The sequence below is a fragment of the Rhodococcus sp. NPDC078407 genome (assembly GCF_044542515.1).
Taxonomy (GTDB): domain Bacteria; phylum Actinomycetota; class Actinomycetes; order Mycobacteriales; family Mycobacteriaceae; genus Rhodococcoides.
The window spans coordinates 1-24,786 of sequence record NZ_JBITUQ010000004.1; the positions used below are offsets into that span (position 1 = coordinate 1).

Consider the following 24,786-nt stretch of genomic DNA (forward strand, 5'->3'; position numbering starts at 1 on the left):
GCGACCGCGGACTCCACCCGATCCACCAACACGGCCAGCTCTGGATCGGACACGACAGGGGGAGGCGGCACCGTCTCGATGCCGTCCACCCCTGATCCGCCGTCCCCCGAAAGCATGAACAGAATCTACCGCGACCCACCGACACGTTTTCGAACACGCGTTCCCTAGCATGCCTTCGGACCGCAGGAGCGAACTGCCACGTCGTACACCGAAAAAGTGTTTCCGGTCCGCCACGTGAATCGGTAGCGTCGTGGCAACGCATCAGAGCGCGCCCAGGATCAGAAAGCTCGGTATAGACAGGGAGGGCACACAATGACCGTGCGCCCGTCCAGCGATCCAACTGCCGCCGATTGGCTCGTCCACGCTGATCGTGATTGGTGGGACCTTGTCACCAGGGGCCCGCTCGGGTACGAGCGCTATGCGCGGCTACGGTTCATCCCAGATCCGATACACCCGACTCAACGCGAGGCCGAGGCGGACGCTCCGTACGACGAACGTTCGGAGACAGAGCAATTGGCGACGGTCGTCGCGACGCTCGCGAAACACACGACAACACCGGAGGACTGCTACTTCTGCGTATGGGAGGGATGGGGCGGTTTCGTGGTTCGAGGTGCCGCGCGCATCACGCTGCCGGAACGGGAAGCGTTTCTGTTCCGAGGACCTGCGCTCGACCTACTCACCTGGGAGCAAGCGCTCGATCCCCCGGGCCCCGAGGGCCTGCCAATCCCCTCGTTCGTCTGGCCCGCCGACCGCGCCTGGTGCATCGCCAACGACGTCGACCCCCACTTCGCCACCATCGGTGCCAGCTCTGCGGCAATACAGGAAGTTCTCGCCGACCGTCGAGTCGACACCGTCATCGACGATCCTGACCGTCCACAACCCTGGTACAGCCATTGAGCACCCATGGCGCAGATTGGTCCAAGACCGATCTACAACAGAATGTCTCGCAGGCCGACTGGGTGAACGACGGCCTGAAGGTCGTTCCCCGAACCACGGTGGGGTCGCTGGTCCCCACTGTGTTCGACGCCTATGCCTGCGTCCAGTCCCCGCTACGCAACACCGAACCCGTTGCAGCCTGGCATGCTCAGCTGGATTCCCTCATCGAGGTACTCGCTCGAAGCACGAACACACCCGGCGAGTGCTGGTTCGCCATCTGGGAAGGCAACACCGCACTCGACGATATTCGCGATTCGGCACCGACAGCGGACATCGCCGGCTACAACTACTTCCTGCTGAAAGGACCGGTCTCACGAGCAGCGGCCACCCTCAACGGGTTGTCACCGAATCTGTGGTGGCCCACCGATCACACATGGTGCGTGGCTCAGCACTTCGACTTCCCCTGCGCGTATCTCGGCGGCAGCACGGCCACCGTTGCGGACATTCTCGCTTTCGCGCCAGGCCGAATCCACTCAGGTTCGCGTCGACCAGATTGTCACTGCGGACTACGACCAGCACGACTGAGATGCCTCAACCACTCGATGCAACGGTCTCGACCAGAAGCACGTTCCACTGCACACCGAAACTCGTTGGTAGTGAGCCGTGTTCGCGATACTCCGTAGGACCGTACGGCGTCACGGCGAACATGCCCGGATGTGGCGTCGGAGTATGTTCCTCGTGCCGTGCGAGGAACCCCGGGCGATCCAGCACCCGAACGCTTCCTTGCGGTTTTGTCCTGTAGTCCAACCACAAGTACCTGTCCCACACCAGGCAACCGTGCAGCACCACATCACCGACCTGGCTACCGTCGCCCATCATCGTGGTGAAACCGTTGCCCAGGTGCGCCACCCATTCCGTTCGGCCGTCGGTGGAAACAGCCTCGACCCGAGCCGGCACCTCACTACACACCTCAGCGGGAAGGTCCATCCGATCGGGTGACGCCCAGTAGGTCGTGGGCGCACACACCTCGCCGATGCCAGGCTCGTCGGCAAACGGCTCCATGTGTTCGAGCATCCACAGTTGCGACATATCAAGCCAAGTCGATCAGAATTGCGCCCTCGGCGCTCCCATTCCCGGGTCGATCTGGAACGGTCCTCCGGGCGAGGGCGCTATCGGGAAATCGAAGATCGCCGTGGGGATGTACACGGTGGCACAGGAGTTCGGGATGTCCACCACCCCGGACAGGCGTCCTTCGATCGGTGCCGATCCCAATAGCAGATATGCCTGCTCGGGGCTGTAGCCGAACTTCGTGAGGTAGTCGATCGCATGCATGCACGCATTCTGGTACGACAGGTCGGAGTCCAGATACTTCTGTTCACCGTCGACGGTCACCGAAATGCCCGAGAAGGCAATCCATTCCGAGTACTGCGGTGCGGTGTTGCCGGGCATGAAGATCGCGTTCTCACTCACCCCGTAGGTCTCCATGCCGCCCTTGATCAGGTCGACGTGCAGGTCCATGAAGCCGCCCATTTCGATGGCACCGCAGAACGTGATCTCCCCGTCTCCCTGGGAGAAGTGCAAGTCTCCGAACGACAGCTTGGCCCCTGGCACGAACACCGGATAGAAGACGCGGGTGCCCTTGGTCAGGTTCTTGATGTCCTGGTTTCCACCGTTCTCGCGGGGCGGTGCCGTCCGCGCGGCTTCGCCTGCAACGCGGGAGAACTCGTCTCCTTGCAAGGATCCAAGAATCGCACCGTCGAGCTCGGGTGCGAGCGCCAGTGGCGGAACACGATTGGGATCCGTGGCGATGAGCGCGCCTTCCCGGGCATTTCACTTGGCCAGCAGAGCAGCCGACGGCGCGGTTCCCATCAGCCCGGGATGGGTGATGCCGGTGTACTTCACGTGCGGGACGTGGCGAGAGGTGGTGGTCTGCCCGGAAAAGTCCCAGATTGCCTTGTACGCGTCGGGGAATCGATCCGTGAGGAACCCGCCGCCGTTCTGCTTGGCGAAGATTCCCGTGTAGCCCCAGCCCTGACCGGCCAACGGACCCGAATCCTCCTGCGGTATCGGACCCACGTCGAGGATGTCGACGATCAGCAGGTCACCGGGTTCGGCACCCTCGATATGAAAAGGTCCGGACAGTGTGTGCACGTTGTTGAGCGGGGCATTCAGAATGTCCTCGGCGGAATCGTCGTTGTGGATGGCCCCGTCGAACCATTCGCGACAATGCGCCCGGAAGGACGTGCCGGGTTTGACCGTGACCGCCGCCGGAATATCGGGATGCCATCGGTTGTGACCGACGATCTCCTGTTCGGTGAAACTCTTCGTCGAGTCGAGCGGAAACAGCAGTTCGGGCACGGCGGCACCTCCGGTTGCGCGGACTTCCCTGCTTCGATCATTGCACCGTCGCCCCGCGTGCGCCTCCAATTGGCGTGTAAATCTTGTATGACGTTGTGCCGGAACGTTGCTGATCCGACATCTCGGACTACGCTCGATTGCGTGCCCACCTACAGCTTTCGCTGCGCACAGCGTTGCGCCCCCGTCGAGCAGAGATTCTCCATGGCCGACGCGCCGTCCGCGGTGACGTGCCCGGAATGCGGACGAACGGCGACACGACAAATCTCCTCTCCGGCCCTCGGACGAGGCAACAGCGCCGCGATGAAGGCACACGACGCCTCGCGCGCCACTGCGGACACGCCTGCCGTGGTCTCGTCGCTCCCACAACAGGGCCGCTCCAGCAGTAGAACCACTACCAATCCGCTGCATCGCCGCCTGCCACGCCCCTGACGATCCGCGTTTCCCTTTCGTGCCGAACGGGAAGTCCGACGCCATGCCCCAACTTCCAGCTCCCCCGTCGATTGCAGACGGCTCCACCACAGAGGACGTCGTCGACTGGGTTGCCGAGCATCTGGGGGATCTGACGCGCGAGGGCCCGGACGGCATCACGGCGGGTGGTATTCGCGGCGGGCAATCGGCCGCCGACATGGCCCTGGCCGGTCTGGACATCACCGGGTATGCGCGCGACCGCAGCACCGTCCTCCCGGTGAATCGCCGAGGTGCAAGCCGCATGTCTCCGTACATTCGTCACGGGCTGCTGACGTTGCGAGAGGTCTGGGACGCGGTATCCGATGCTCCCGCACGTGACCGTTCCCGTTACCGCGACGAGCTCATGTGGCAGGAATATGCCCGCCACCTGTATGCCCGCACTGGATCGGATCTTGGCCGTTCGCTGCGTCGTGAGCAACCGCGACCGCAGGGCTGGACTGCGCAGCCGTGGGCCGAGGAGATGAACTGCATGTCTTCGGTGGTCGGTGAACTGCACGAGGACGGTTGGCTCGTCAATCAGACTCGCATGTGGCTCGCCTCCCAGTGGGCAGTCCGCGCCGGAGCTACGTGGCGCGACGGTGAAGACGAGATGTTCGCCCATCTGCTCGACGGCTCTCGCGCCGCCAATCGACTCGGCTGGCAGTGGACCGTTGGGACCGGAAGCGGGAAGGTCTACGGCTTCAGTCGATGGCAGGTGAACAAGCGGGCACCGTCTCTGTGCCGCAACTGCGCACTGAAAGATGCCTGTCCCATCGAGAATTGGCCCGACGACGATCTCGGGCCGGCGGTCGACGGTCCCGATCTGAACAAGGCACCGATTCCAGCGGGCCCTGCTCACGTGGAAGGTGCTGGGGCAGAACAGGTCTGGATCACCGCAGAGTCACTCGGCACCGCGGACCCAGCACTTGCCGCCGACCCCGACCGGCCGACGGTGTTCGTCTTCGACGAGCCGCTCCTGCGAAAGCTGCGGCTCTCGGGAAAGAGGCTGGTCTTTCTCGCCGAAACGCTCGGCGAGATCGCGTCGACCCGGCCGCTGGAAGTGCGCCGCGGTAAAGTCTCCGATGAGATCTCCGGACGTTCTCTGGCGGTCACCTGGGCACCTGTTCCCGGCTTCTCCCGCATCGCCGACGCGATCGCCCCGGTCGAGTTGCATCCGTGGCCCTGGCTGACGCGTCCCACCACGTCCTCGGTCCGTTCGTTCAGCGCGTGGCGGCGGACCCATTGACCAGACATCATCGACCGAAACTACCTTCGCTGCAACGATATCGAGCCTTCCTCGCTGGTGATCGACACCGATCGCGGTGAAGTGGGATCGTCGACCACGTCGGTGTCGACGTCACCCTTCTCCGACGACGCGTCGACGTCGTAGGACTCGTCCCCGGGAAGGCGCACCGCGCTGTCGCCCATCGTGTTCTGCACGCGCACCGATTCCGGTGGAACGCGCCAGTCCAGATCGACCTGACCGAATGTCGTGTCGACGTCGATTACCGACAACGCAGCATCCGACACCGTCACATCGCCGTATCTGGTTGTCACGCTCACCGTTCCGGTGGAACCGCGGGAGACCACGCCCCCCGACGAGGTGGTCACCGACGTCTGCGCGTCCACGTTCGCGAGTACCACATCACCCGCCGATCCGACGATGTCGAGCACCGACAAGGACGGGATGGACAGTTCGACATCGATATCGCAGCTACCGCGCTTGTTGTACGAGCAACCCACTGCGACCGTCGATCCGTCGTCACCGATCTCGACTGTCGGGGTATCTCCCCGGTAGAAGCCGTCAGCGCGAACGTGCATCTCGGCATCGGGACTCATGGTTACGGTCACGTGGGCCGCTTCCGTTGTGAACGATAGTTTTTCAACGGTCAGGGCATGGTCCTCGCGGTAGTCGAGGGACTGCATCTTCGGCACGCTGAAACCTTCGACCAGTGCCGCGGCCGTGGCTGCACCTGCAGTGCCCACGACCACCACGGCAACGATCACCGCAACCGTGTTGCGCCACGTCTTCTTCGTCACTGAATTGCTCCCAGGTATCGTAGAACGGCCATGACGCGGCGGTGATCAGCGCTGTCGCCGAGCAGGCCGAGCTTGGCGAATATGTTTCCGATGTGCTTCTCGACGGCTGCTTGACCGACCACCAGCGCGGCCGCGATGCCGGCGTTGGACTTGCCTTCGGCCATGGCCGTCAACACCTCTCGCTCTCGCGGCGTCAATGATTCCAGTGGATCCGATCGCGGTGCCCGAGCCAGGATCTGCTGTACCACTTCGGGGTCGATGACGGTGCCTCCGTCCGCGACCGTGCGTACGGCGTCGGCGAATTCGTCCACGTCGGCAACGCGATCCTTCAGCAGGTAACCGACGCCGTCCGTGCTCTGCCGGATCAGCTCGGCTGCGTAGCGCTCCTCGACGTACTGCGACAGCACCAGAACACCGACAGAGGGCCATCGTTGGCGAATGACCAACGCGGCCCGCAGACCCTCGTCCAGAAAGGTAGGCGGCATCCGAACGTCGATCACGCAGACGTCCGGAAGCGAATTCGCAGCGGACATGGCCGCGAGCAGTTCCGAAGCGTCGCCCACCTTGCCGATCACGTCGGCTCCGGTATCGGTCAGCAGTCGAGCGACGCCCTCTCGCAACAGCACCGAATCGTCGGCAATGATCACTCGCACGGAATGCTCACTTCCAAGGTCGTCGGACCGCCGATCGGGGAGGTGAGGGCCAGCGTGCCGTCGACCCCGCTGAGCCTGTCCGCGAGCCCCGCCAAGCCGCCTCGAGGGGCCAAATGCGCACCGCCGCAGCCGTCGTCGACCACCTTCACCTGCACTGCGGACCCACTCCTCGTGACGTCGACTCGCACGCGGCATGCCTGTGCGTGTTTGCTCACGTTGGTCAGAGCCTCCGAGACTACGAAGTAGACGGTCGATTCGGCGGTCGCGTCCGGTCGGCGCGGCCCCGACAGAGCAGGGTCCACCTCGATCGTCACCGGTACCGAACACAACGCCGCGACAGACGACAAAGCGGCATCGAGTCCGCGGTCGGTCAGAATCGGCGGGTGCAGTCCGCGAGTGAGGGTTCGAATCTCCCCGATCGCATTCTTGGCCTCCCGGTGGGCGTCGTCGAGCAGTTCCTTCAGTACCGCATCGTCATCCGCCGAAACGCGGGACTTCGCCTGCCCCAGTGACATTGCCACCGACACCAGACGCTGCTGGGCCCCGTCGTGCAGATCTCGTTCTATACGGCGGCGTTCGGCGTCCGCGGCGTCCACGACGCGAGCGCGGCTCACCGTCAATTCGTCCACCCGCCTACTGGATTCGGACCGCCCGAGAAGGGCTGTAGCACTCCACCAGTCGAGTTTCGCCAGGGCCGTGAGCAGTAGGGGCACTCCCGCAACGAAGGTCACCAGCGAGGCAAAGCCGACCAACGCGACGAAGGGATAGCCCACCCGATCGCCGATTTCGAGCTGATTCCCGACCGGGTTCGTCGCTAACCAGGCGACCGGCGCCGCCGCCAGAACCGGCAGGGCCACGAACAGCGCCGGCAGCAGGAACAACAGGACTGCAGACATCGGGATCCGAGTGAGCCAGTAGCACAGGGACTTCCACAACCCGGCGTCGCGGAGGCACCAGAGGAATTTGCGCCAACTGGTGGGATAGACGGTCACCGTAGGTCCCGTGACCACCACACCGCTGGTGAATCCGATCCCGGCCCGAGCAGCGATGTCCATCCAGCGAAGCACCACTATCGTCAGCGCGAACACGAGTACACCGCTGAGCGCGAACGGCAATGCGCACACGGCCAGCACCAGCAGGCCCAGGATCATCCAACCGCCCAGCCCTGCGACCGTCGACGCCAGCAGCGACGCCACCGCCAGCCACCAGTGCGGCGATATCCACGCCCTGAGCGGATTCAGGGGAATCGGTAGTGCCTCGTTCATGCGAATCAGCCTAAGTGGGCCGTCGGCGACATGTCCCCACTGTGAACCCACGGGTCATGGTAGGGCGGGCCCTACCACCGATCGGTGGGCCGATCGTGGTGATTGTCCCGCGGCAGAGGACAATATTCGACGGGTATGAACCTCAACCTGCTCGACGTCGATCGACTCTCCACCGTGCCCGTCTGGGTTGTCCTCGTCGGTGTTGTCGTGTTGCTGACCTTCGAATCCGGTTCTCTGTTCGGGCTTTTCACGCCCGGGAACAGTGTGCCGATCACGCTGGGAGTACTGACGTCGATAGGCGTCGTACCGTGGATGCCCGCTGTCGTCACCGCGGCGGTGGCGTCGAGCATGGGGGCGCAGTGGGCGCTCGGGCGCAGTCGCCGCACCGGCACGGTGCTAGGGCTCGGGCGAGTGGAGTCCGCGCTGCCGTCTTCGGTGATGCGGATCCTCCTGGGACTGACCACCCAGGTGCGATCACGACCACGAACCATCGCCGCCGCCGGGCACCTCGTCGGAGGTATTCGCACCGTCGCACCCCGACTCGTCGCTGCCTCCGACCTGAGACGGCGTGAATATGCGGTGATCAGTCTCGGCGCGGCCGGGGTCTGGGCAACCGCAATGGTAAGTGTGGGTGCCTGGCTCGGCGATCACGCTGCGATCCGAACCGCGCTGGGATACGCCTGGATCCCGGCCGTGACGATCGTAGTCTTCACCCAGCTCAGGCGTCGAACACGCTCGTCTTCTCCCGAAGTTGTCGGAGCCCGGTGATATCAAGGATGTAAGAGAAACGACAGAAAGGAAATCGCGTGTCCACCAGTTTCGATACTTGCCACGGCACACTCGTGATCCACGCGGTCGGCGGTGCGGAGTGCACGGAGCCGGACTGCGTGGACCTCGAGTACGTACGCCACTTCCTGGTGCTCGAATGCGAAGAGGTCACCGGCGGCTGCCAGTGCACCGCCCTCGTGGAGCTTGCTCAGGCATCCTGACGCCGGGTCACCGGCTGCTGCAGCTCGGTAACCCAGTTCTCCTGCGGCTTCGGCTCGGACACCAGGTAGTACTCGCGGCAGACGCCCGAAAGTTCGTATCCGTTGGTCTCTATCCACGCCACGAACTCTTCCCAGGTCTCTCCGATCGTGGCCATGGATCCGTGGTGAACGGTCGTTGCCGCCAGTTCGACGGGCGGTAGCTCCCGGACCTCGTATCCCTCGCCGGCCACGACCTCAGACCCCACCTCGAACGCGGCGTGCACGGTGATGCCGGTGCCGTCCCCGTCATCGACGGCCTCGTACATGGCGATCGATGACGGCCCGAACCTCACGCCGTCACCAGCGAGTGTCTGGGCGAGTCGGGCGTACATCGGCCCGATGACCGGGCCGATGTTCTGGGGCCCGAACCCGGTGGCAGTCTCGGTGACGGCAGCAATGCGTGCGCTCGGCAATGATTTGGTGTCCACGGTGATCATCGAAATCCCTTCGGTGTGAGAGAGCCGCGCATCGATGCGACGCAGGCGAGCGGCGTCGAGATCGAGTCGACGAGCGACGTCGTCGCGCTTGGCGGCGAGCATGTCGCGCAACCTATCGCCATCGACCTGACCGTGCACGATCTGCGTCACCTCGTCGAGCCTGAACCCGAGGTCCTTGAACATGAGGATGCGTCCCAGGACCTCGAATTGGGAACCGTCGTACGAGCGATAGCCCGTGAACGGATCCACCCGTGCCGGCGTCAACAACCCGATCTCGTCGTAGTGCCGAAGCATGCGAACCGAGACCCGGCCGATCGATGCGAACTCTCCAATGTTGAACATGACCCACCGAGGTTCTCGTCTCACACAGTGTGAGGGTCAAGCAAGCAAAATCGGGTGCAGTTGACCGCGCTGAGCGCGGCTAACTGCACCCGATTGTTCAGGGCACGGTAGCACCGGCCTTATACAACTCCCACCGGATAGTGCAGCGGTAATCCGGTCTCGCCCACACCGAGTTCGAGGATCGCCCATTGCTGTGGGTCGATCGCCAGGAGTCCGTGGTTGGACACGATGAGCGACGTTCCGCGGAACGCGACCGATGCGGGCGTCGAGTACGGGATGGACCGGGTGATGCTGTCGACCGGAGTGGGCAGAGACGCCACTACCGAACGTGTGTCGGGATCGACCACCTCGACAGCGTTGTACAGAGGATTCGCGATCGGCAGGTAGATGCGCCCACTGGATCCGATGGCCAGACCGTCGCCCTGAGCTGCGACGGCCACTGTCTCCAGAGCACCCGGCCTACCGTCTGGCGTCACCGAAAGTCGATGGACGACACCACGACCGAAGGATTCGACACGAGGCACGAGGGACATCGTCACGACGAAGTTCAACCGTCCGGCGGCGTCGAATTGCATGCCGTTGACACTGTAGAGCGAGGCGAAGTCGGCGTTTTGGTACCAGATCTCGGCCGCCCCGCCGCCGGCAGGCACCTTCCAGATGGTGGCCTGGTTCAGGTCGCTGACATACATGGACCCGTCGGGGGCGAAAGTGGCCCAATTCGGCCAGGCCGGCCGGTCGATGGGCGACGGCTCGCAGGGTTTGCCTGCGGCCCCGGAACAGGCTGGCAGATCAGCGAATGTCGCGTAGACGGTCTGCGTTCCGGTCGATGGATCGATGCGGACTGCCCGCGCTCCCGAATAGTCGAGGGCGTAGACCCGACCGTCGCCATCGAGCGCAAGTCCGTTGACGCCATGAACAGCGGGGACATGATCCACCAGGGAGTACGTCTCGAGCAAGCTACCGTCGGCGGCCCAATGCCACACGTCACCAGAGGAATTCGGCCGGTTCGATCCGGACCAGATACTGCCGTCCGCGGGATCGACCGCGATCCCCTCGGGCTGCCCCGGCAGCGGAACCACAGCGATATCTCTGGTCTGCCCGTATCCGAGGGGCACCGAGACAGGCTCGGCAGCTGCCTCGGGTACGCCCGTGAAGCCGATCGTGAGCACCGCAAGAACGGAAAACCAGGTTCGACCACGCGTCATCGAGGAGTGATGGAACCGAGGAAGGACGTCGTCCAGATCGCCGAATTAGCCGATCCGGCAGCGTCGTTCGTCGGAACCAGACCGTTGAGCGTCACCTGGCCACCGGTGAGGCCGAGAGCGGGCTGCGGCGGCAGGGTGAAGCCACAGGACTGCTGGACGGTCCCCGGCTCGATCGGCAGATCGGTACGACGGCACTGCCCGGTGGAGGTAGCCGTGAGCGCGGGCGTGACACCGAAGTTCGTGATGCTCAGCGATGCGCCGAAGTCCGGGGACGACGGGTTCTGGTAGCAGATCGACGCGTGTGCGGCGACGTCCTGTGACGGCTCGGTCGACGCCACCCCGGTGGCCGGATCCACCGAGACGGAGTGGATTTCCGTCGTACGCACTCCGCCCGGGCAGGCCGGCGTGGAGCCGGTCGAGACCGAGTTCACCTCGCGCCCAACGCTGTACTTAACCGAACCGGTCGGCTGCGGAGTACCGGGCACCGGCTCTGCGACCGGCGCAGTACCCTCGCCCAGCGTGTACAGAGTCCACAGCGAGCCGGTGCGTCCGTCCGGCAGCCGCAGCGGGTTGGCGATCGAGTTGCTGGTGGCAACACCGTCGATGACGCCGGAATCGTTGGGGTTCACTCGCAGAACACAATCGACGGCCGCGCGACCTGGGGAGCCGATCATGAATTCGAGCCCGCACGGGCCGTACATCGAGAGTTCGCCCAGTCCGGGAGCCGTCAATGCGCCCCACTGGTCGAGAAACGCCTGGCCGTCGACGATAGGCCCATCGCACACGTAGATCGGACCGACGTTCTGAGCCGTCGGGTTCTGCAGGAATCCTGTTGCCGGGTCGTTGGTGAAGGTGTACATCCGCGCGTCGAGCCTCTCGACCACCGTCAACGAACGGGGCGAGCCGAAGTAGTCGTTGCACGCAGCGTTGTCCGCCTCGGTGGGACGCTGGCCGCTGTCGACGGTGCGGAACACGCTGAAATTGCCTGGACCGTCGTCGATGGATCCGAGAATGGTTGCGGGTGCCGGTGCCGGGGTGGGCGCAGCGTTCGCCGACATCGTCGGGCATATGGCCACCATCGCCGCCGCCACTACAGCGACACGTACTCCACGACTCTTCACGTCATATCCCCCAAAAATACGGACCAGGCTTTGTGCCCGCTCTCCGGCCCCAGCGGAGACGGTAGCGCAACAGACGTTGAGAAACCAGCTTTCGGTGCCCTGCCTTCTATTCGATGCCGGACGGCAATCGAACTCTTGACGACCCTGCCCAAAAGTCGTTTCAGCGGCTATGGTTCGCGCCGGTAGTTCTTGCTCGACCCCAGAAGGGCACCCATGAAAAGACGTTGGCTCGCATATTGCACAGCAGCCTTGGCTGTCAGCGCCTCTACAACGGTACTTCCCGTCGGCGTGGCCTCCGCTGCGCCATGTTCGGACGTCGATGTGTCCTTCGCCCGTGGTACCGGCGAACTCCCGGGACTCGGCATCACCGGCACACCGTTCGTCGACAGCTTGAGATCTCAGTTGTCGGACCGCTCGGTGAGCACCTACGCCGTCGACTACGCCGCGGACTTCACCCAGGCAAGCGCAGGACCGGGATCCCGTGACCTCGTGGCACACCTCAGTTCCGTCGCTGCATCGTGCCCCTCGACCACCTTCGTGATCGGTGGATACTCGCAAGGAGCCACCGTCGTGACCAACGCCCTCGGCCTGCGCACGCCCAGCAGCGTCACCGGTGCCGTCATCCCCACCGCGATAGCTTCCCGGATCGAGGCAGTCGTGGTGTTCGGCAACCCGTTCGGCCTGTACGGACGACAGATCGAAACATCAAGCGGCACTTATGGTTCGCGCACGATGAGCTTCTGCAACTTCGGCGATCCGGTATGCCGGATAGGCGGCTTCAACGCCTTCGCGCACCTCCAGTACGGTACGAACGGCTCCACCACCCAGGGCGCACAGTTCGCTGCCACTCGAGTCCGTACCTGATTTCGGCTCAGGGGCGCAGATTCAACCCCGTCGTGGTCGAGAAGTAGTGGACCGCCTCCGCGCGGGGCGCGATCCGGAGTACATCGCCCTGCGAAGGAGTCGCGATGTCGGGAATGCGAGCAACGATCTGCGCACCGACAGCTCCGAAATTCGACGCGTCCTCGACGGTGGGGTCAGAAGAATCGATGTGCGGAGCCGGAGGGCTCAGCGGTGAGGAAGGTCGGTACGGGCAAGTCGTATCGTGTTGCACTGGAGCCGATCTCACTCGCGACCGCCTGCACCAGATCGGACGGCACCAGAGCGATCGCCGAACCGCCGAATCCTCCGCCGGTCATACGGGCCCCGTGTGCACCTGCTCGAAGCGCCGCGTCCACGGCACTGTCGAGTTCGGGGGAGCTCACCTCGTAGTCGTCTCGCAACGACCTGTGCGATGCGGTCATCAACTCACCGAGCTCGGTTCCTGCGGCACCGCGATCCAAGAGAGCAGCGGCCTGCTCCACCCGGCCGATCTCGCTGACGACGTGGCGAACTCGGCGGACCAGAGTGTCGTCGACGAGGCCCGAGACGGCCTGCTCGACATCCAGCCCGCGCAGGGTCGTGACCCCCAGTTCGGCATACGCGGTATCGAGCGCCTGCCGACGCGCGCCGTACTGGCCGTCGACCAGTCGGTGCGGCGCATTGGTGTCGATCACCAAGAGCTCGGTTCCCGACGCCTCGAGATCGAGAGGAATCTGACGAGTCGAACCGTCGAGACAGTCGAGCAACAGCGCATGTCCCGCCTGAGCCGACATCGCGATGTTCTGATCCATACCGCCCGTCGATGCACCGGCGATCTCGTTCTCGGCGCGAATGCTGGCCTGAATCAGCACTTTTCGATCGACCTGCAGATCGAACAACTCGCTGAGCGCCAGGGCGAACGAGCATTCCAGGGCCGCCGAGCTAGACAACCCAGAACCCACCGGCACCGACGAGTGCACGGCCACATCGACTCCGCCGACGCCGTGCTCCCGAAGCGCCCAGGACACACCCGCCACGTATGCGGCCCAGCCCGAAGGGGTACCCGGACCGATCTCGCCGAGCTCACCGGTCCACGACTCGTCGGTGTGCGTCGATACGGCCCGCATGGTCGAGTCCTCGCGTCGACGCACAGCGACCGCGGTGGCATACGGCAGCGCGAACGGCAACACCAGTCCACCTGCGTAATCGATGTGCTCGCCGATCAGATTGACTCGACCCGGTGCGATCCAGACGCCGTCGGGCTCGCCGCCGAATTTAGTGCGGAACAACTCGGCTGCACCGTCGGCGAGATCCACCTCGGCGATCACATCGAGCCAGTTCACGCCAGTACCTCGCGCAGCCGGTCCGCGATGCGTTCGGGCGTGGTGTCGTTTATCCAGGCTCCCATCGCAGATTCCGATCCGGCCAAGAACTTCATCCGGCCCGGTGACCGCATCATCGAAAACAGTTGCAGATGCAGACGTCCCAGTTCGCGATCTACTCCGACGGGGGCTTGGTGCCACGCTGCGATGTACGGCACCTCGTCGACGCCGTCGAAAAACGCGTCGACTGCGCGCAACAGCCCCCGATAGACCACGGCCAGCTCGTCCCGCTCGCCGGCGCTCAACTCGGCGAGGTCTGCCACGTCGCGACGCGGCGCGAGATGCACCTCGACAGGCCAGCGCGACGCGGCGGGAACATACGCGACCCAGTGCTCGGCGTCGACGACGATGCGTCGGCCCGAACGTTGTTCGGCAGCGAGCACGTCGGCCAGCAGCACTCGTCCGGTGCTCTCGAAATGCTTGCGAGACTGTCTGATCAACGCATCGGTACGCGGCGGCAGGTACGGGTACGCGTAGATCTGACCGTGCGGGTGGGTCAGCGTGACGCCGATTTCCTTACCGCGGTTCTCGAAGCAGAAAACTTGCTGAACTCCAGGCATGGCGGACAGCGCGGTGGTGCGGTCCGCCCAGACGTCGATGATGGTGCGGACGCGAGAGAGCTCCAGCGACACGAAGGACGCCTCGGGGTTGCTGGCGAAGCAGATCACCTCGCACCGGCCGGTGCCGGGTGCCAGCGGCCACAGCGACTCCCCGTCCACTTCGGTCGGAAGTGATTGCTGCGCTGCAGTTTCGGACAAGGACGGAAAGCGGTTCTCGAACACCACCACGTCGTAGTCGCCCGCCGGAATCTCGGTGGCTGGACGGTCCGGTCGGCTCGGTGCCAGCGGCGACGCGTCGGCCGGCGGCAGGAACGTGCGGTCCATCCGCTGCGCGGATATGACGATCCATTCGCCGGTGAGTACGTCGAAGCGCATCTGCGACTGCGACATCGACGGCAGGAGTGCTCGGGTATCGACCAAGTCGCGGGTGGCCTCGCCGGAAAGATAGGGCTCGGTGTCGTCGTAGTAGATCAGCTCGCGGCCGTCGGCCAGGGTGGTCGACGTCTTGCGCATCGAATGCGTCGTGGAGTCATGCGCGGTCATCGACTGCTCGTTCCTCGTTCGGGTCGGGGGATTGCTCGCCTGCGATCACCACGTCGTCGACCACCTCGGACAACGCCTCACGCGCTCCCGGGTCGAGTCCGGAATCGGTGACGAATACGTCGACGCGGGCGAGCGGGATGGTGTTGGCGAGCGCGCGAACGCCCCATTTGGTGTGGTCGGCGAGCACGATGACGCGTCGGGACGACGCTACGAGTGCTTGATTGGTCTGTGCTTCCATGAGATTGGGGCAGGTGAGCCCGGACTCGACATCCACTCCGTGGGAGCCGAGAAAAAGCATGTCCAGGTGAATGCTCTGCAGTGCAGCGACCGTCAGCGGTCCGACGAGCGCATAGGACGGCGTCCGCTGTCCGCCGGTGAGCAACACGGTCTGATCCGACCTGCCACCGGTGTGAAAGACCTCGGCGACGGGCAGAGAGTTGGTGACGACGGTGATGTCCGGAACGTCGAGCAGTTCCTCCGCCAGGGCGTGCGTCGTGGTGCCACCGGAGATGCCGATGGACGTCCCGGGTCGCACGAACCGCGCGGCGGCACGGGCAATGGCGGCCTTGGCATCTCGATCGAGTTCGGACTTGGCCGAGAACCCGGGCTCGAACACACTGGCCGACCGCGGCAGCGTCACGCCGCCATGCACTCGCTCGACCAGACCGCGGGCGACGAGCTCGTTGACGTCGCGTCGAATGGTCATGTCCGACACCGACAGTGCTGCGCCGAGATCTGCGACCTTGACCGCGCCCTCGGCCGTCACCTGGTCCAGGATCTTCTGCTGACGCTGGTGAGCGAGCATCAGCGGTTCTCGGCGATCACTGCTGAGCAACCACTAGGAAGTTTCTCGGTACGGCGCTGCGTCCATATTCACAAATATGATCGGAAAACTCACAGATGTCAACACGAACGAACAACTTCGCACTTTACCGGTGGGAAAGTAGTCAACGCAGGTCAGTAGTCGTCGTCGCTGTCCGATGCGTTGCCGCGCCCGATCCTGGTGAGGTGGACGCGCCGGGCCAGGCGGATCATGGGCCGAACGAGCAGCTCGAGACTTCCGAGTAGGAACAGCCACGTACCGGCCATCGTCGTGCTCTCCTGAAAGAACAGGATGCTTCCGATGATGAACCAGACTGCGATGAGGATGTCGTTGATGATGCTGACAACTTCCCAGCGCTGGCGGATCACCAGTTCCTCGTGGCCGATGGTGAAAGTCAGGTCGTTCATAGTGGCTCCTCGGAGGAATGAGTGGTTCAGGTGGCCTACCCCGATCGAGCTACTCGAACCACTGGACCCGGGACGCCATGGACAGTAGCTTTGCGCGACGCGTCTCGTTCGTCTCGCCTATCCGGGCGATGCGTCCGTAGACGTGAGCTCGAAAGTCGTTGTGATCGTTGCGATTCTGCGCGACAGCACTTGTGTGGATGCAGTTGTGCAGCAGGGCTCTCAGAGTGTCGTACTCCTCTCGGGGCACTGCCGGCCACGAGTTGACGACGAGGCCGGTCAGCTGTTGCCGCTGATGAGCGCGTCGCACCCGGGTCTTGTCGGGATGAATCGTGAAACCCTCGTCGTGGGCGATTTGGGCTATCAGCCATAACAGTCTGTCGACGTCGATGTCTGCATCGCCGGAGAAAGCCAGATCGTCGGCGTATCGGCTGTAGCGAGCACCCATGGACCGGGCAAGGCCTGTGGCACGTATATCCAGTTGTCGTGCAGCCAGATTCGCCAGGGCCGGTGATGTCGGCGCACCCTGCGGGAGATGTGTGGTTCGCAGCCGTGCCGCGGTCGGACGGTCCATCCCGACCAGTTCACCGGCCGGGGTGACCGTCGTGCACAGCGCGGCCAGATTCGCAGCGACCTTCCCGGGGTAGCCGACCGCCTCGAAAATGGCGACCACTCGATCGAACCCGATGGACGGGAAGAAGCGTCGAAGATCGACCGAGATCACCACGTCGCGTTCGGAATGCGGTATCGCGAAGGTACGCGGGCTCCGCGCCTTCCGGAAGCCATGCGCAGCCGGATGGGCCGGAATTCGATCGAGTATGCGGCGCAGTATCTTTCGCTGAATCTCTCGCAGACGAGGTTTGGGTACCTCCAGCAGACGCACGCCCTGACGCTTGTCGAGCCGCGCTGATCGATAGTGCTGCAATGGGAACGGCGCAGTGCGCAGCCTGCCCTGAAGATCGGCGAACCATTCGATTTCGGGAACCGTCAAATCCAGCGATTGCGCGAGCTGGCCGGTCGTCTCGTAGCGTGGCACCTCGAATCGCCACGGTTTGATTCCTGGGTTCGTCTCGGGCCGCTGCGAGGACACCGAGGGCTCCGAGATGAACGGAAGATCGCGTAGCAGAACGAAAATCGACGCTTCGTCGAAGGGCGGGTCGGGATACAGATTGATGATTCGGTCTGCGAGCCACGACGCTTTTTCGGGCAACAGCCGTGCGAACGCCTGCTCGAGCCCCGATCGCGTCCACTCCGCATCGGCGGCCAACCGCGCCAGGGTCGCCGCGGCCCGGGGCGTCAATTCACGTTCGGTCATGGGCGGCTCTCAGTAACATGCAGCGGCACGGGGCGACCGAAATCTTTCGTCCCCGGAGCAGTCGGGCACGCGTAGCGTGCGGAGCTGCTTCGGACGCAGTGATCGATTCTCGTGACGTACCCAGGGGTTGCCCCTGAGCGGAGCCTGCGGAGCGATCCATACTTCTGAGACCGGTCCCGCGGACCAACTCTCGCCCACGTACCGCTGCATACGTCCACCATGCCAAATCGATGCCGATCTGTCAGCACGTTGGGTGCGGCACCGCTACGGAAGGATCGACTCCAGCGCGCCCATCACGATCGTCGTCAATGACAGCCCGCCAGTTCCGAACGCTGCGGCCACCACGATGCCGATCAGAGCGTCTTCACGGGACGGCGTCGGCGGTTCGACCCTCTTGTTCATCGCCGTGAACGGCAGCGACCACAACACGTCGACACCTCCACCGAAGACGCGAGTCAGCACTCCGAATTCGTTGTCACCGCGATCCGACGAACCATCCAGCAGCACACTGTCTTCCAGGTTCTTTGCGCGCAGCGACAGAGTGCGTTCCCCGTAGTGGATTCCGACGCGGTAGGACCGTTTGACGAGCCTTGCGCGGCCGGGAGTGAGAACTATCTCGCGACCACCGATGCTCGCATTCAGGTGTGCGGCGGTGCGTGTGCCGATCGGGACTGTGTCCGAAATACGCGCGTCGACGCGCGTGATCGTGACGGGCATCGGTGTGCCCTCGCGATACGAGCCGCAGATTTCGTCGTCCCGATAGATCAGATTCAGTTCCCCATAAATGCCGGTCTCGACCACCACGGTAGTGAAGCCTGGGTTGCCGTCGTCGCAATCCTGCACGCTCGGCAGCCTGTCACATGTTCTGCGTATTACAGACACCAGGGGAACCGATGACTGTCGGGCTGCGTCCAAGAACGTAGGTGTTCTCGAGGAATGGACAAAACCAATGCGCAGGGCACGTCGATGGATACCCGTTGTAACTGCTTTTGCGCTGCTCGCTGGCTGCTCTAGCGAGACCGAGGGTGCCGCGACGCCGGGTATCGAGACGAGGGCAGCAGCCACCAGCACCACCGCGGTGCCGACGACTCCATGGGACCCCTGCACCATCCCCGACGCGGCCATCGAGCAGGCGGGATTGAACGTGGAGACGGAGGAGTCGGGAGTGTTCGGGCGAGATCAATTCGGATTCAAGATCTGCGGATGGGAGAACCGGACGCCGACCAGTAAATACTACGTGCGGATTTTCGTAGGGTTCCAAACCATCGACTGGATCAGCGACACCAGTCGTTTCAAGGGACTGCGCCCTGTCCAGGTTGGGACTCACGAGGCTACCCAGTTTCAACAGGTTTCCGCGAGTGAATCACCCGGCTGCGGCGTCGCATACACGGCCGGTAGAGAACTGATCATGGCGACAATTATCTCCGACGTGCTTGTCGAATCACCGCAATACGACCCATGCACCGAGTTGAACACTTTGATCGCAACGCTCGGTTCCGAACTTCCAAGCTAAACCGCCGCAAACCCAAGGACACCTAACCCATGGCCGATCCCCAGCAGAACATTCTTACTCACTGGCAAGACCTCAACGCCCAAGCCGACGCTGGCATCATCACCATTCCCACCGATGTTGCTGCGAAGTGCGACGCAGCCTGCGTCGCATATCTTGCTCACTTGGGGAGGATGCAACGCAATGCTCTCGCCATCGACATAACAACTCCATGGGGCAGTCTAAAGTCCGCGCAAGATCTGCAGGCCCGGTTCGGTCGCCTGGTCACCGGCACCGACCGGTCGCTCGACGTCATTCTGCAGCAGCACATCGAGGTCATCGAATCCATGCGCATGCTCTTCCGTCGCTACTTCGACGAAACGGCCGGCACCGATGATCTGACGTCGTCGAACATCACGGCGCTCGGTCCGCAAAACTGAAAGGCACAAATCCATTTGTCGAAGCTCGACTGCGCGCTCGTCGTCGCCGAGTCGGTCTGACGCCACTGATATCCCAGTGCAATCCCACACTCGGCTCGACCGTTCGACTCGAGCCATCCGCGCGCCCGCCGAAACCGGTGGCGTCAGCCGCACCTAATTGTTCACGATCGCCTCTGTTACGCGGGAAGCCGCGGATCGAATGCGATCGTGAACCCTCAGGTCCGCTGAAGCGTCAGCCTCCGTGTGCCTCGATCGCCACGGGCTGCCATTCGCGCCAGTTGGCCAGTCGCGACTCGTAGTCCTTCGTCGCGATCTGCAGCGGTGCGTCGCCGAAAAAGACCCGCAGCGGTGGCTTTTCGGCGTCGACGACCTTCAACAGTGCCGACCGCGTGGCAACTGGATCGCCGGGCGTCGCCTGGCGGGCACTGCGGAGTTTTGAGGCCTTCTCCCGAATCGGGTCGTAGGCAGCAATATCGTTGGACTTCTTGGCCGACGGACCGGACCAGTCGGTGGAGAACCCTCCCGGCTCGATCAGCGTCACGTGAATGCCGAAGTCCTCGACCTCCTGGGCCAAGGCCTGACTGAATCCTTCCAAGGCCCACTTGGAAGCGTGGTACGCACCGACATTGGGGAATGCGGAAATTCCGCCGATCGACGACACCTGCAGAATGTGGCCACTCCCCTGCTCACGCATGAACGGCAGCGCTGCCTGCGTCACCCACAGCGCACCGAAGACGTTGGTCTCGATCTGCGCGCGGGCGTCTTCCTCGGAAATCTCTTCGATCATCCCGAACTGGCCGTAGCCAGCGTTGTTGACAACGATGTCGAGCGATCCGAAGGTCCTGTGTGCCAGCGCGACTGCTGCGAAGTCGGCAGCTCGATCGTTCACATCCAGCTCGATCGGCAGAATTGCGTCACCGTACTTTTTCACGAGATCGTGCAGTGTCGCAGTGTTGCGAGCAGTAGCAGCGACTCGATCGCCACGGTCGAGGGCTGCGATCGCCCATTCGCGTCCGAATCCCTTGGAGGTGCCGGTGATGAACCACGTCTTGGCTGCCAATGATCTCGTCCCTTCGCTCTACGGACAAAAGTAGGGACGACGTCCGCTGCAAACGCCTCTCGGCGAGTGGTCGCTCGTAGCGACAAATGGGGGTGAGGCCCGGGGCTTGCCAAGCGAACGCCGTCGAAGAGTCCAACGAGGCACCCCTGCGGACTATTCCCCGCCCTGGGATCGATTTTGCTGGGTCCGGTTCAGCTGTGTTCGGTGATCATCACGGCCATCGTTTTCGCCTCCATTGCTTCGAAGATGTGCAGCACGTCGCCGGGGTAAGCGACGTAATCGCCGGGGAAGAGTTCGACGGCTTCGCCCACCGGCCCCACCAGGGCTCGTCCGGCGCTGAGGACCACATGTTCGACGACACCTGGGGAATGAGGGTCCGATCGCCTCGGCTCGCCGACGTCTGCGCTGACCAGGTAGATGTCTCGTCGAGCGTTCGGCGGAGACGACGCCAGCAGCGTCGCGGAGTAGTCGGCTCTGTCCGATGCGAATCTCGGTCCCTCCCCCGCACGGATCAGCCGGACCGACTGTTTCGCGGGCTCGACCAGTCTGGAGAAAGGCACGTCCAAGGTGACACTCAAAGCCCACAGGGTCTCGAGGCTTGGGTTGCCGGTACCTGATTCCAACTGCGAAAGAGTCGACTTCGCAATCCCGGCACGGCGCGACACTTCCGCGAGGGACAGCCCGACGCGTCGTCGCTCCTGCTGGAGAGCAGCAGCGATGGCCGCTATCGGTGGACCGGTATCCGCCATTCGTTCACTCCATCGGTACGTTCGTTTGATTTGACGAACAGCTTAACATCGTCCACTATAACGACCATGCGTTCGACATGGCGAACCCTTCAGGGTGTGAATATGAGAGACATCGCGTTGGTCTGCCTGGCCGACGCTCTCGTCGGGGCCTCGTTCGGTGCGATCTCCGTGGCGGCCGACCTTCCGTTGTGGTTACCGGTGGCGATGTCGCTGGTCGTCTTCGCAGGATCCTCACAATTCGTTTTCGTCGGCATCCTGGCTGTCGGCGGCAACCCCATTGCCGCTGTTGCCAGCGCGCTGCTCGCCAACACCCGGCTTGTACCACTCGGCTTCTCCATCGGATCCGTGTTCGAGAACGTCTCTCCACTGAAGCGGCTTCTCGGCGCCCACCTCATCACCGACGAAGCGGTCGCATTCAGCGTCGCCGAGAAAGACGAAGGGAGCCGTCGAACAGCCTTCTGGTTGTGCGGAATCGGACTGTTCGTCACGTGGAACATCGGAGTAGTGATCGGCACTCTCGGGGGCGGAGTCATCACCGATACCGCCGCGCTCGGACTCGACGCGGCATTCCCCGCAATCCTCCTGGGACTGATCATGCCTGCGCTCCGAGATCTGGGCACGCGCAGTGCTGCCCTCGTCGGCGCTGGTATTGCTCTGGTCGCATCGATGTTCCTACCCAGTGGACTGCCGGTGCTTCTCTCGCTGATCGCCGTCGTGCCGGCCATGCTGTCCACTACTGCTGTTACGCGACAGGAATCCGCATGAACCTCACGATCCCGCTGATCGCACTCGTCGTCGGCACCTACGCGCTCCGCCTCGCAGGACCGGCATTGCGCACGCGAATGACCATCTCGCCGCGCATCGACAGAGTCATGAATACCTCGGTTGCCGTCGTGTTCGTGGCCCTGATCGCCACCTCCACCCTGCTCGTGGGCAAGGACTTCGCAGGCTTCGCTGCCCCCATCGGCGTCACCGTCGCCGGCATCCTCGCCTGGCATAAAGCACCTTTTGTCGTCATCGTGATCGCTGCCGCAGCAACCACTGCTGCCCTCCGCTGGTTCGGTCTCCCCTGACCCTGCACCGATCCGTTAGTCCACTAGATGTGACATTGACCGCCGAAAAGGCCACCAAATGTCACATCGAGTGCATCTGATTGGGAACATCACCGACGACCGTCGACCCTTTGCGGACTGCTGACCCCGCTCAACCGATTGGGAACCAGTCGAACTTGCATACTGATCTGAGCGCCCACTATTTCCCTACAGCCACGGGATTCCGCTTTCCAAGCCGAATAGTGGGCGCTGACATCAGTTGACTTGCGCAGCTCGAGACCGCCGGCTCCCAATGGACCACCTGCCGTCGCGCACCGCCCTCCCACCAGTTCACCGACGCCTCGAGTCCACTCGATGTGACATTGACCCCCGAAAAGGCCACCAGATGTCACATTGAGTACTAAGGAACGGGAACAATGGTGAAGGAACACGGGAAAACGACTGTCGACTTTGGGAGCAGCAATGACCGCGCTGGATGCAGTACGACGACGGTGGCCGAAGACTATGCCTCTACAGCCGTTGCCGTCGGAGTCGTGGGCCAAGCAGGAGCCCACGTGGAAGGGTGCGAATCCCCAGGTCATAGAGTCTGCTCTCAAGCGTGCGAAGACGCGGACCTCGGGTAACTGGTTCGTGTTCGCCGCCAGTCGCGACGTCAAGGCCGACAAGCCGTTCGGACGCTACGTGGGCACCACCGAACTCGTTGCCTGGCGTGATTCGGCGGGCAAGGTTCACATCGGACCGGGCGCGTGTCCGCATCTCGGCGCTGCGCTGGACACCGCGAAGATCGAGTGCGACACGTTGGTCTGTCGCTGGCACGGTCTGGCGCTCGGACCGAAGGGCAAGCCGGGCTGGCGTCCGGTTCCCGCGTTCGACGACGGCATTTTGGTGTGGGTGCGGCTCGACGAGCTCGGTGGCGAAGAGCCGACGCCGGTGCCCGTGGTTCCGATTCGTCCGCCTGCGTCGACGGCCATCGAAGGTGTGGTGACCCTGGTCGGCAAGTGCGAGCCCGACGACATCATCGCCAATCGCCTCGACCCGTGGCATGGAGCGTGGTTCCACCCGTATTCGTTCGCGAGATTGAAGGTTGTCAGCGCGCCCACCGAGATCGACGTGCCCGACGAGGACGATCGCTTTCTGGTCGACGTGACCTTCCGAGTCAGTCGCGGCGTGGGGGTCCCGGTGCGGGCCGAGTTCGTCTGCCCCGGTCCCCGCACCATAGTCATGCGCATCCTCGAGGGTGAAGGTGCGGGCAGCGTCGTCGAAACGCATGCGACGCCACTTGCCCCCGCGCCCGACGGCACACCGCGCACTGCCGTCATCGAGGCCACGATCGCCAGTTCCGATCGCCCAGGATTCGAGATGGCACGCAAGGTCTCCGGCCTACTGCGTCCGGCGATGAACTTCACCGCCGCCCGCTTGTGGAAGGACGATCTGGACTACGCCGAACGCCGCTACGAACTGCGTTCCACGGGCCGAGCCTGACCCTCGACGAAATCGGCGAGTTGTGCGATGACGGTTCCCCAACCGTCGTAGAAGCCGTACTCCTCGTGCATCTTTCGGTCCTCTTCGTTGCGGTGCATCACGTGGGCGCGGTAGTCCGTTCCGTCGGGATGTTCGGCGAACGTGATCACCGCGGTCATGAACAACTGCGGTGCGGGCCGCCAGCCCTCGACCAGTGAATTCGTGAAGACGATGCGCTCCCCGTCGTCGACGGCGAGGAAGCAACCATCGATATGCGACTCGTAAGGACCGCCGGATTCGCTCATCAGTGTGCGGAATGCGCCACCGGGCTTCGGGTCCCACGCGGCGACTCGACATTGCACAGGAGCTGGAATCCACCACTTCTCGAACTGGGACGGGTCCGTCCAGGCATTCCAGACTGCTGCGCGGGGCGCCTTGATGACCCGGGAGATGGTCAGGTCGAGAGCGGGATCGAACGATGTCATTGCGCTTCACTTTCTTTCGAGGTGACGAACTTTTCGAAGCGATCGGTGCGAGATTCCCAGATGGCTCGCTGTTGCTGCAGCCAGTGGCCGGCCGCATCCAGGTTGGATCGTTCAATCGTGCACGCGCGCACTCGGCCGACCTTGCGGGTGCTGATCCAGCCACTGCGTTCGAGCAGCCGGATGTGCTTCATGAACGACGGCAAAGTCATGTCGAACGGCTCGGCCAGCTCTCCCACGGTTGCCGATCCCGACCCGAGCCGACCCAGGACTGCACGTCTTGTCGGATCGGCCAGAGCCTGGAACACGTCGTCGAGGACATCCGAATGCTGTGCCATAAGGCACACTATCCAGAGGGTCACACTTAGCGCAAGGGCAAAGTATCGACACAGG

General features: G+C 63.5%; 28 protein-coding genes and 1 pseudogene. 11 read left to right on the forward strand and 18 right to left on the reverse strand.

Annotation, left to right across the window (positions count from 1 at the left end; translation table 11 throughout):
• Positions 1–312: 312 nt before the first annotated feature.
• A complete protein-coding gene (locus ACIGGF_RS05910; RefSeq protein ID WP_397520463.1) occupies positions 313–897 on the forward strand; it encodes a hypothetical protein in 585 nt (194 codons plus the stop codon).
• A gap of 570 nt (positions 898–1,467) precedes the next feature.
• Here the strand turns inward: ACIGGF_RS05910 and ACIGGF_RS05915 are convergent.
• A complete protein-coding gene (locus ACIGGF_RS05915) occupies positions 1,468–1,938 on the reverse strand; it encodes a hypothetical protein (RefSeq protein ID WP_397520464.1) in 471 nt (156 codons plus the stop codon).
• A 42-nt stretch (positions 1,939–1,980) separates the two neighbouring features.
• A pseudogene (gene fmdA, locus ACIGGF_RS05920) lies at positions 1,981–3,234 on the reverse strand (formamidase).
• Between the two features lie 141 nt (positions 3,235–3,375).
• Between fmdA and ACIGGF_RS05925 the strand changes: the two are divergent.
• Positions 3,376–3,663, forward strand: a complete 288-nt coding sequence (locus ACIGGF_RS05925) for an FmdB family zinc ribbon protein (protein ID WP_397520465.1) — start codon at positions 3,376–3,378, stop codon at positions 3,661–3,663.
• Between the two features lie 43 nt (positions 3,664–3,706).
• The gene (locus ACIGGF_RS05930; protein WP_397520466.1) at positions 3,707–4,927 is read left to right on the forward strand and encodes an FAD-binding domain-containing protein; all 1,221 of its coding nucleotides are present in this window, start codon (positions 3,707–3,709) and stop codon (positions 4,925–4,927) included.
• A gap of 20 nt (positions 4,928–4,947) precedes the next feature.
• Here the strand turns inward: ACIGGF_RS05930 and ACIGGF_RS05935 are convergent, their stop codons facing one another.
• From ACIGGF_RS05935 to ACIGGF_RS05945, 3 genes are read right to left on the reverse strand one after another with little or no spacing between them, the layout of a single operon-like run.
• Positions 4,948–5,721: a DUF4097 family beta strand repeat-containing protein gene (locus ACIGGF_RS05935; protein ID WP_397520467.1), complete on the reverse strand. Its 774-nt coding sequence runs from the start codon at positions 5,719–5,721 to the stop codon at positions 4,948–4,950.
• Positions 5,718–6,374 (reverse strand): response regulator, encoded by a 657-nt coding sequence (locus ACIGGF_RS05940; protein WP_397520468.1) that lies wholly within the window; start codon positions 6,372–6,374, stop codon positions 5,718–5,720. Before ACIGGF_RS05940 ends, ACIGGF_RS05935 begins: the two co-directional genes overlap by 4 nt.
• Positions 6,365–7,639 carry a histidine kinase gene (locus tag ACIGGF_RS05945; protein ID WP_397520469.1) on the reverse strand — a complete coding sequence of 425 codons (1,275 nt, stop codon included), beginning with the start codon at positions 7,637–7,639 and terminating at the stop codon, positions 6,365–6,367. The genes ACIGGF_RS05940 and ACIGGF_RS05945 overlap by 10 nt, the downstream gene beginning before the upstream one ends.
• 135 nt (positions 7,640–7,774) lie before the next feature.
• On the opposite strand from ACIGGF_RS05945, the gene ACIGGF_RS05950 reads away from it, so the two are divergent.
• On the forward strand, positions 7,775–8,407 hold the full coding sequence (locus ACIGGF_RS05950) for a DedA family protein (protein ID WP_397520470.1): 633 nt from the start codon (positions 7,775–7,777) through the stop codon (positions 8,405–8,407).
• Positions 8,408–8,445: 38 nt separating this feature from the next.
• Entirely contained in the window at positions 8,446–8,628 is a 183-nt protein-coding gene (locus ACIGGF_RS05955; RefSeq protein ID WP_230592311.1) for a hypothetical protein, read from the forward strand.
• On the opposite strand, the gene ACIGGF_RS05960 is transcribed toward ACIGGF_RS05955, so the two are convergent.
• From ACIGGF_RS05960 to ACIGGF_RS05970, 3 genes are all read right to left on the reverse strand, one after another.
• Entirely contained in the window at positions 8,616–9,446 is an 831-nt protein-coding gene (locus ACIGGF_RS05960) for a MerR family transcriptional regulator (RefSeq protein WP_397520471.1), read from the reverse strand. The two genes, ACIGGF_RS05955 and ACIGGF_RS05960, sit on opposite strands and share 13 nt — an antisense overlap.
• 119 nt (positions 9,447–9,565) lie before the next feature.
• On the reverse strand, positions 9,566–10,651 hold the full coding sequence (locus ACIGGF_RS05965; protein ID WP_397520472.1) for an SMP-30/gluconolactonase/LRE family protein: 1,086 nt from the start codon (positions 10,649–10,651) through the stop codon (positions 9,566–9,568).
• Positions 10,648–11,772, reverse strand: coding sequence for a hypothetical protein (locus ACIGGF_RS05970; protein WP_397520473.1), 1,125 nt, complete (start codon positions 11,770–11,772; stop codon positions 10,648–10,650). Before ACIGGF_RS05970 ends, ACIGGF_RS05965 begins: the two co-directional genes overlap by 4 nt.
• A 213-nt stretch (positions 11,773–11,985) precedes the next feature.
• Between ACIGGF_RS05970 and ACIGGF_RS05975 the strand changes: the two genes are divergently transcribed.
• Positions 11,986–12,636, forward strand: coding sequence for a cutinase family protein (locus ACIGGF_RS05975; RefSeq protein ID WP_397520474.1), 651 nt, complete (start codon positions 11,986–11,988; stop codon positions 12,634–12,636).
• Positions 12,637–12,809: 173 nt separating this feature from the next.
• On the opposite strand, the gene galK is transcribed toward ACIGGF_RS05975, so the two are convergent.
• The 6 genes from galK to ACIGGF_RS06005 form a co-directional block, all read right to left on the reverse strand.
• Complete coding sequence (gene galK, locus ACIGGF_RS05980; protein ID WP_397520475.1) at positions 12,810–13,976, reverse strand: galactokinase; 1,167 nt, start codon at positions 13,974–13,976, stop codon at positions 12,810–12,812.
• Positions 13,973–15,088 carry a galactose-1-phosphate uridylyltransferase gene (galT, locus tag ACIGGF_RS05985; RefSeq protein WP_397520704.1) on the reverse strand — a complete coding sequence of 372 codons (1,116 nt, stop codon included), beginning with the start codon at positions 15,086–15,088 and terminating at the stop codon, positions 13,973–13,975. The genes galK and galT overlap by 4 nt, the downstream gene beginning before the upstream one ends.
• Positions 15,089–15,104: 16 nt before the next feature.
• The gene (locus ACIGGF_RS05990; RefSeq protein ID WP_397520476.1) at positions 15,105–15,923 is read right to left on the reverse strand and encodes a DeoR/GlpR family DNA-binding transcription regulator; all 819 of its coding nucleotides are present in this window, start codon (positions 15,921–15,923) and stop codon (positions 15,105–15,107) included.
• A gap of 152 nt (positions 15,924–16,075) precedes the next feature.
• Positions 16,076–16,348 carry a YrhK family protein gene (locus tag ACIGGF_RS05995; RefSeq protein WP_397520477.1) on the reverse strand — a complete coding sequence of 91 codons (273 nt, stop codon included), beginning with the start codon at positions 16,346–16,348 and terminating at the stop codon, positions 16,076–16,078.
• A 49-nt stretch (positions 16,349–16,397) separates the two neighbouring features.
• The gene (locus ACIGGF_RS06000) at positions 16,398–17,660 is read right to left on the reverse strand and encodes a reverse transcriptase family protein (RefSeq protein WP_397520478.1); all 1,263 of its coding nucleotides are present in this window, start codon (positions 17,658–17,660) and stop codon (positions 16,398–16,400) included.
• A 264-nt stretch (positions 17,661–17,924) separates the two neighbouring features.
• On the reverse strand, positions 17,925–18,503 hold the full coding sequence (locus ACIGGF_RS06005; protein WP_397520479.1) for a hypothetical protein: 579 nt from the start codon (positions 18,501–18,503) through the stop codon (positions 17,925–17,927).
• A gap of 106 nt (positions 18,504–18,609) precedes the next feature.
• On the opposite strand from ACIGGF_RS06005, the gene ACIGGF_RS06010 reads away from it, so the two are divergent.
• Positions 18,610–19,173 (forward strand): DUF3558 family protein, encoded by a 564-nt coding sequence (locus ACIGGF_RS06010; protein WP_397520480.1) that lies wholly within the window; start codon positions 18,610–18,612, stop codon positions 19,171–19,173.
• A 29-nt stretch (positions 19,174–19,202) separates the two neighbouring features.
• The gene (locus ACIGGF_RS06015) at positions 19,203–19,589 is read left to right on the forward strand and encodes a hypothetical protein (protein WP_397520481.1); all 387 of its coding nucleotides are present in this window, start codon (positions 19,203–19,205) and stop codon (positions 19,587–19,589) included.
• Positions 19,590–19,821: 232 nt separating this feature from the next.
• Here ACIGGF_RS06015 and ACIGGF_RS06020 read toward each other — a convergent pair whose 3' ends face one another.
• Both ACIGGF_RS06020 and ACIGGF_RS06025 read right to left on the reverse strand, forming a co-directional pair.
• The gene (locus tag ACIGGF_RS06020) at positions 19,822–20,649 is read right to left on the reverse strand and encodes an SDR family oxidoreductase (protein ID WP_397520482.1); all 828 of its coding nucleotides are present in this window, start codon (positions 20,647–20,649) and stop codon (positions 19,822–19,824) included.
• Positions 20,650–20,840: 191 nt separating this feature from the next.
• On the reverse strand, positions 20,841–21,398 hold the full coding sequence (locus ACIGGF_RS06025; protein ID WP_397520483.1) for a helix-turn-helix domain-containing protein: 558 nt from the start codon (positions 21,396–21,398) through the stop codon (positions 20,841–20,843).
• Positions 21,399–21,464: 66 nt separating this feature from the next.
• On the opposite strand from ACIGGF_RS06025, the gene ACIGGF_RS06030 reads away from it, so the two are divergent.
• From ACIGGF_RS06030 to ACIGGF_RS06040, 3 genes are all read left to right on the forward strand, one after another.
• Positions 21,465–22,163 (forward strand): AzlC family ABC transporter permease, encoded by a 699-nt coding sequence (locus ACIGGF_RS06030; RefSeq protein ID WP_397520484.1) that lies wholly within the window; start codon positions 21,465–21,467, stop codon positions 22,161–22,163.
• Positions 22,160–22,471: an AzlD domain-containing protein gene (locus ACIGGF_RS06035; protein WP_397520485.1), complete on the forward strand. Its 312-nt coding sequence runs from the start codon at positions 22,160–22,162 to the stop codon at positions 22,469–22,471. The genes ACIGGF_RS06030 and ACIGGF_RS06035 overlap by 4 nt, the downstream gene beginning before the upstream one ends.
• A gap of 441 nt (positions 22,472–22,912) precedes the next feature.
• The gene (locus tag ACIGGF_RS06040) at positions 22,913–23,932 is read left to right on the forward strand and encodes a DUF5914 domain-containing protein (protein ID WP_397520486.1); all 1,020 of its coding nucleotides are present in this window, start codon (positions 22,913–22,915) and stop codon (positions 23,930–23,932) included.
• Here the strand turns inward: ACIGGF_RS06040 and ACIGGF_RS06045 are convergent.
• On the reverse strand, positions 23,902–24,396 hold the full coding sequence (locus tag ACIGGF_RS06045) for an SRPBCC family protein (protein ID WP_397520487.1): 495 nt from the start codon (positions 24,394–24,396) through the stop codon (positions 23,902–23,904). The genes ACIGGF_RS06040 and ACIGGF_RS06045 overlap by 31 nt on opposite strands.
• Positions 24,393–24,731: an ArsR/SmtB family transcription factor gene (locus tag ACIGGF_RS06050; protein WP_397520488.1), complete on the reverse strand. Its 339-nt coding sequence runs from the start codon at positions 24,729–24,731 to the stop codon at positions 24,393–24,395. Before ACIGGF_RS06050 ends, ACIGGF_RS06045 begins: the two co-directional genes overlap by 4 nt.
• Positions 24,732–24,786: the final 55 nt, after the last annotated feature.

Excerpts from the sequence above, each read along its gene's own strand:
- ACIGGF_RS05915 (WP_397520464.1), bottom strand. The coding sequence starts at position 1,938 with ATGGAGCCGTTTGCCGACGAGCCTGGCATCGGCGAGGTGTGTGCGCCC.
- galT (WP_397520704.1), bottom strand. The coding sequence starts at position 15,088 with ATGCGCAAGACGTCGACCACCCTGGCCGACGGCCGCGAGCTGATCTAC.
- ACIGGF_RS06050 (WP_397520488.1), bottom strand. The coding sequence starts at position 24,731 with ATGGCACAGCATTCGGATGTCCTCGACGACGTGTTCCAGGCTCTGGCC.
- ACIGGF_RS05930 (WP_397520466.1), top strand. The coding sequence starts at position 3,707 with ATGCCCCAACTTCCAGCTCCCCCGTCGATTGCAGACGGCTCCACCACA.
- ACIGGF_RS06040 (WP_397520486.1), top strand. The coding sequence starts at position 22,913 with ATGACCGCGCTGGATGCAGTACGACGACGGTGGCCGAAGACTATGCCT.
- ACIGGF_RS06030 (WP_397520484.1), top strand. The coding sequence starts at position 21,465 with ATGCGTTCGACATGGCGAACCCTTCAGGGTGTGAATATGAGAGACATC.
- ACIGGF_RS05975 (WP_397520474.1), top strand. The coding sequence starts at position 11,986 with ATGAAAAGACGTTGGCTCGCATATTGCACAGCAGCCTTGGCTGTCAGC.
- ACIGGF_RS06015 (WP_397520481.1), top strand. The coding sequence starts at position 19,203 with ATGGCCGATCCCCAGCAGAACATTCTTACTCACTGGCAAGACCTCAAC.
- ACIGGF_RS06025 (WP_397520483.1), bottom strand. The coding sequence starts at position 21,398 with ATGGCGGATACCGGTCCACCGATAGCGGCCATCGCTGCTGCTCTCCAG.
- ACIGGF_RS05990 (WP_397520476.1), bottom strand. The coding sequence starts at position 15,923 with ATGCTCGCTCACCAGCGTCAGCAGAAGATCCTGGACCAGGTGACGGCC.
- ACIGGF_RS06010 (WP_397520480.1), top strand. The coding sequence starts at position 18,610 with ATGCGCAGGGCACGTCGATGGATACCCGTTGTAACTGCTTTTGCGCTG.
- ACIGGF_RS05965 (WP_397520472.1), bottom strand. The coding sequence starts at position 10,651 with ATGACGCGTGGTCGAACCTGGTTTTCCGTTCTTGCGGTGCTCACGATC.
- ACIGGF_RS05995 (WP_397520477.1), bottom strand. The coding sequence starts at position 16,348 with ATGAACGACCTGACTTTCACCATCGGCCACGAGGAACTGGTGATCCGC.
- ACIGGF_RS05910 (WP_397520463.1), top strand. The coding sequence starts at position 313 with ATGACCGTGCGCCCGTCCAGCGATCCAACTGCCGCCGATTGGCTCGTC.
- ACIGGF_RS05960 (WP_397520471.1), bottom strand. The coding sequence starts at position 9,446 with ATGTTCAACATTGGAGAGTTCGCATCGATCGGCCGGGTCTCGGTTCGC.
- ACIGGF_RS06000 (WP_397520478.1), bottom strand. The coding sequence starts at position 17,660 with ATGACCGAACGTGAATTGACGCCCCGGGCCGCGGCGACCCTGGCGCGG.
- ACIGGF_RS05950 (WP_397520470.1), top strand. The coding sequence starts at position 7,775 with ATGAACCTCAACCTGCTCGACGTCGATCGACTCTCCACCGTGCCCGTC.
- ACIGGF_RS06045 (WP_397520487.1), bottom strand. The coding sequence starts at position 24,396 with ATGACATCGTTCGATCCCGCTCTCGACCTGACCATCTCCCGGGTCATC.
- ACIGGF_RS06035 (WP_397520485.1), top strand. The coding sequence starts at position 22,160 with ATGAACCTCACGATCCCGCTGATCGCACTCGTCGTCGGCACCTACGCG.
- ACIGGF_RS05945 (WP_397520469.1), bottom strand. The coding sequence starts at position 7,639 with ATGAACGAGGCACTACCGATTCCCCTGAATCCGCTCAGGGCGTGGATA.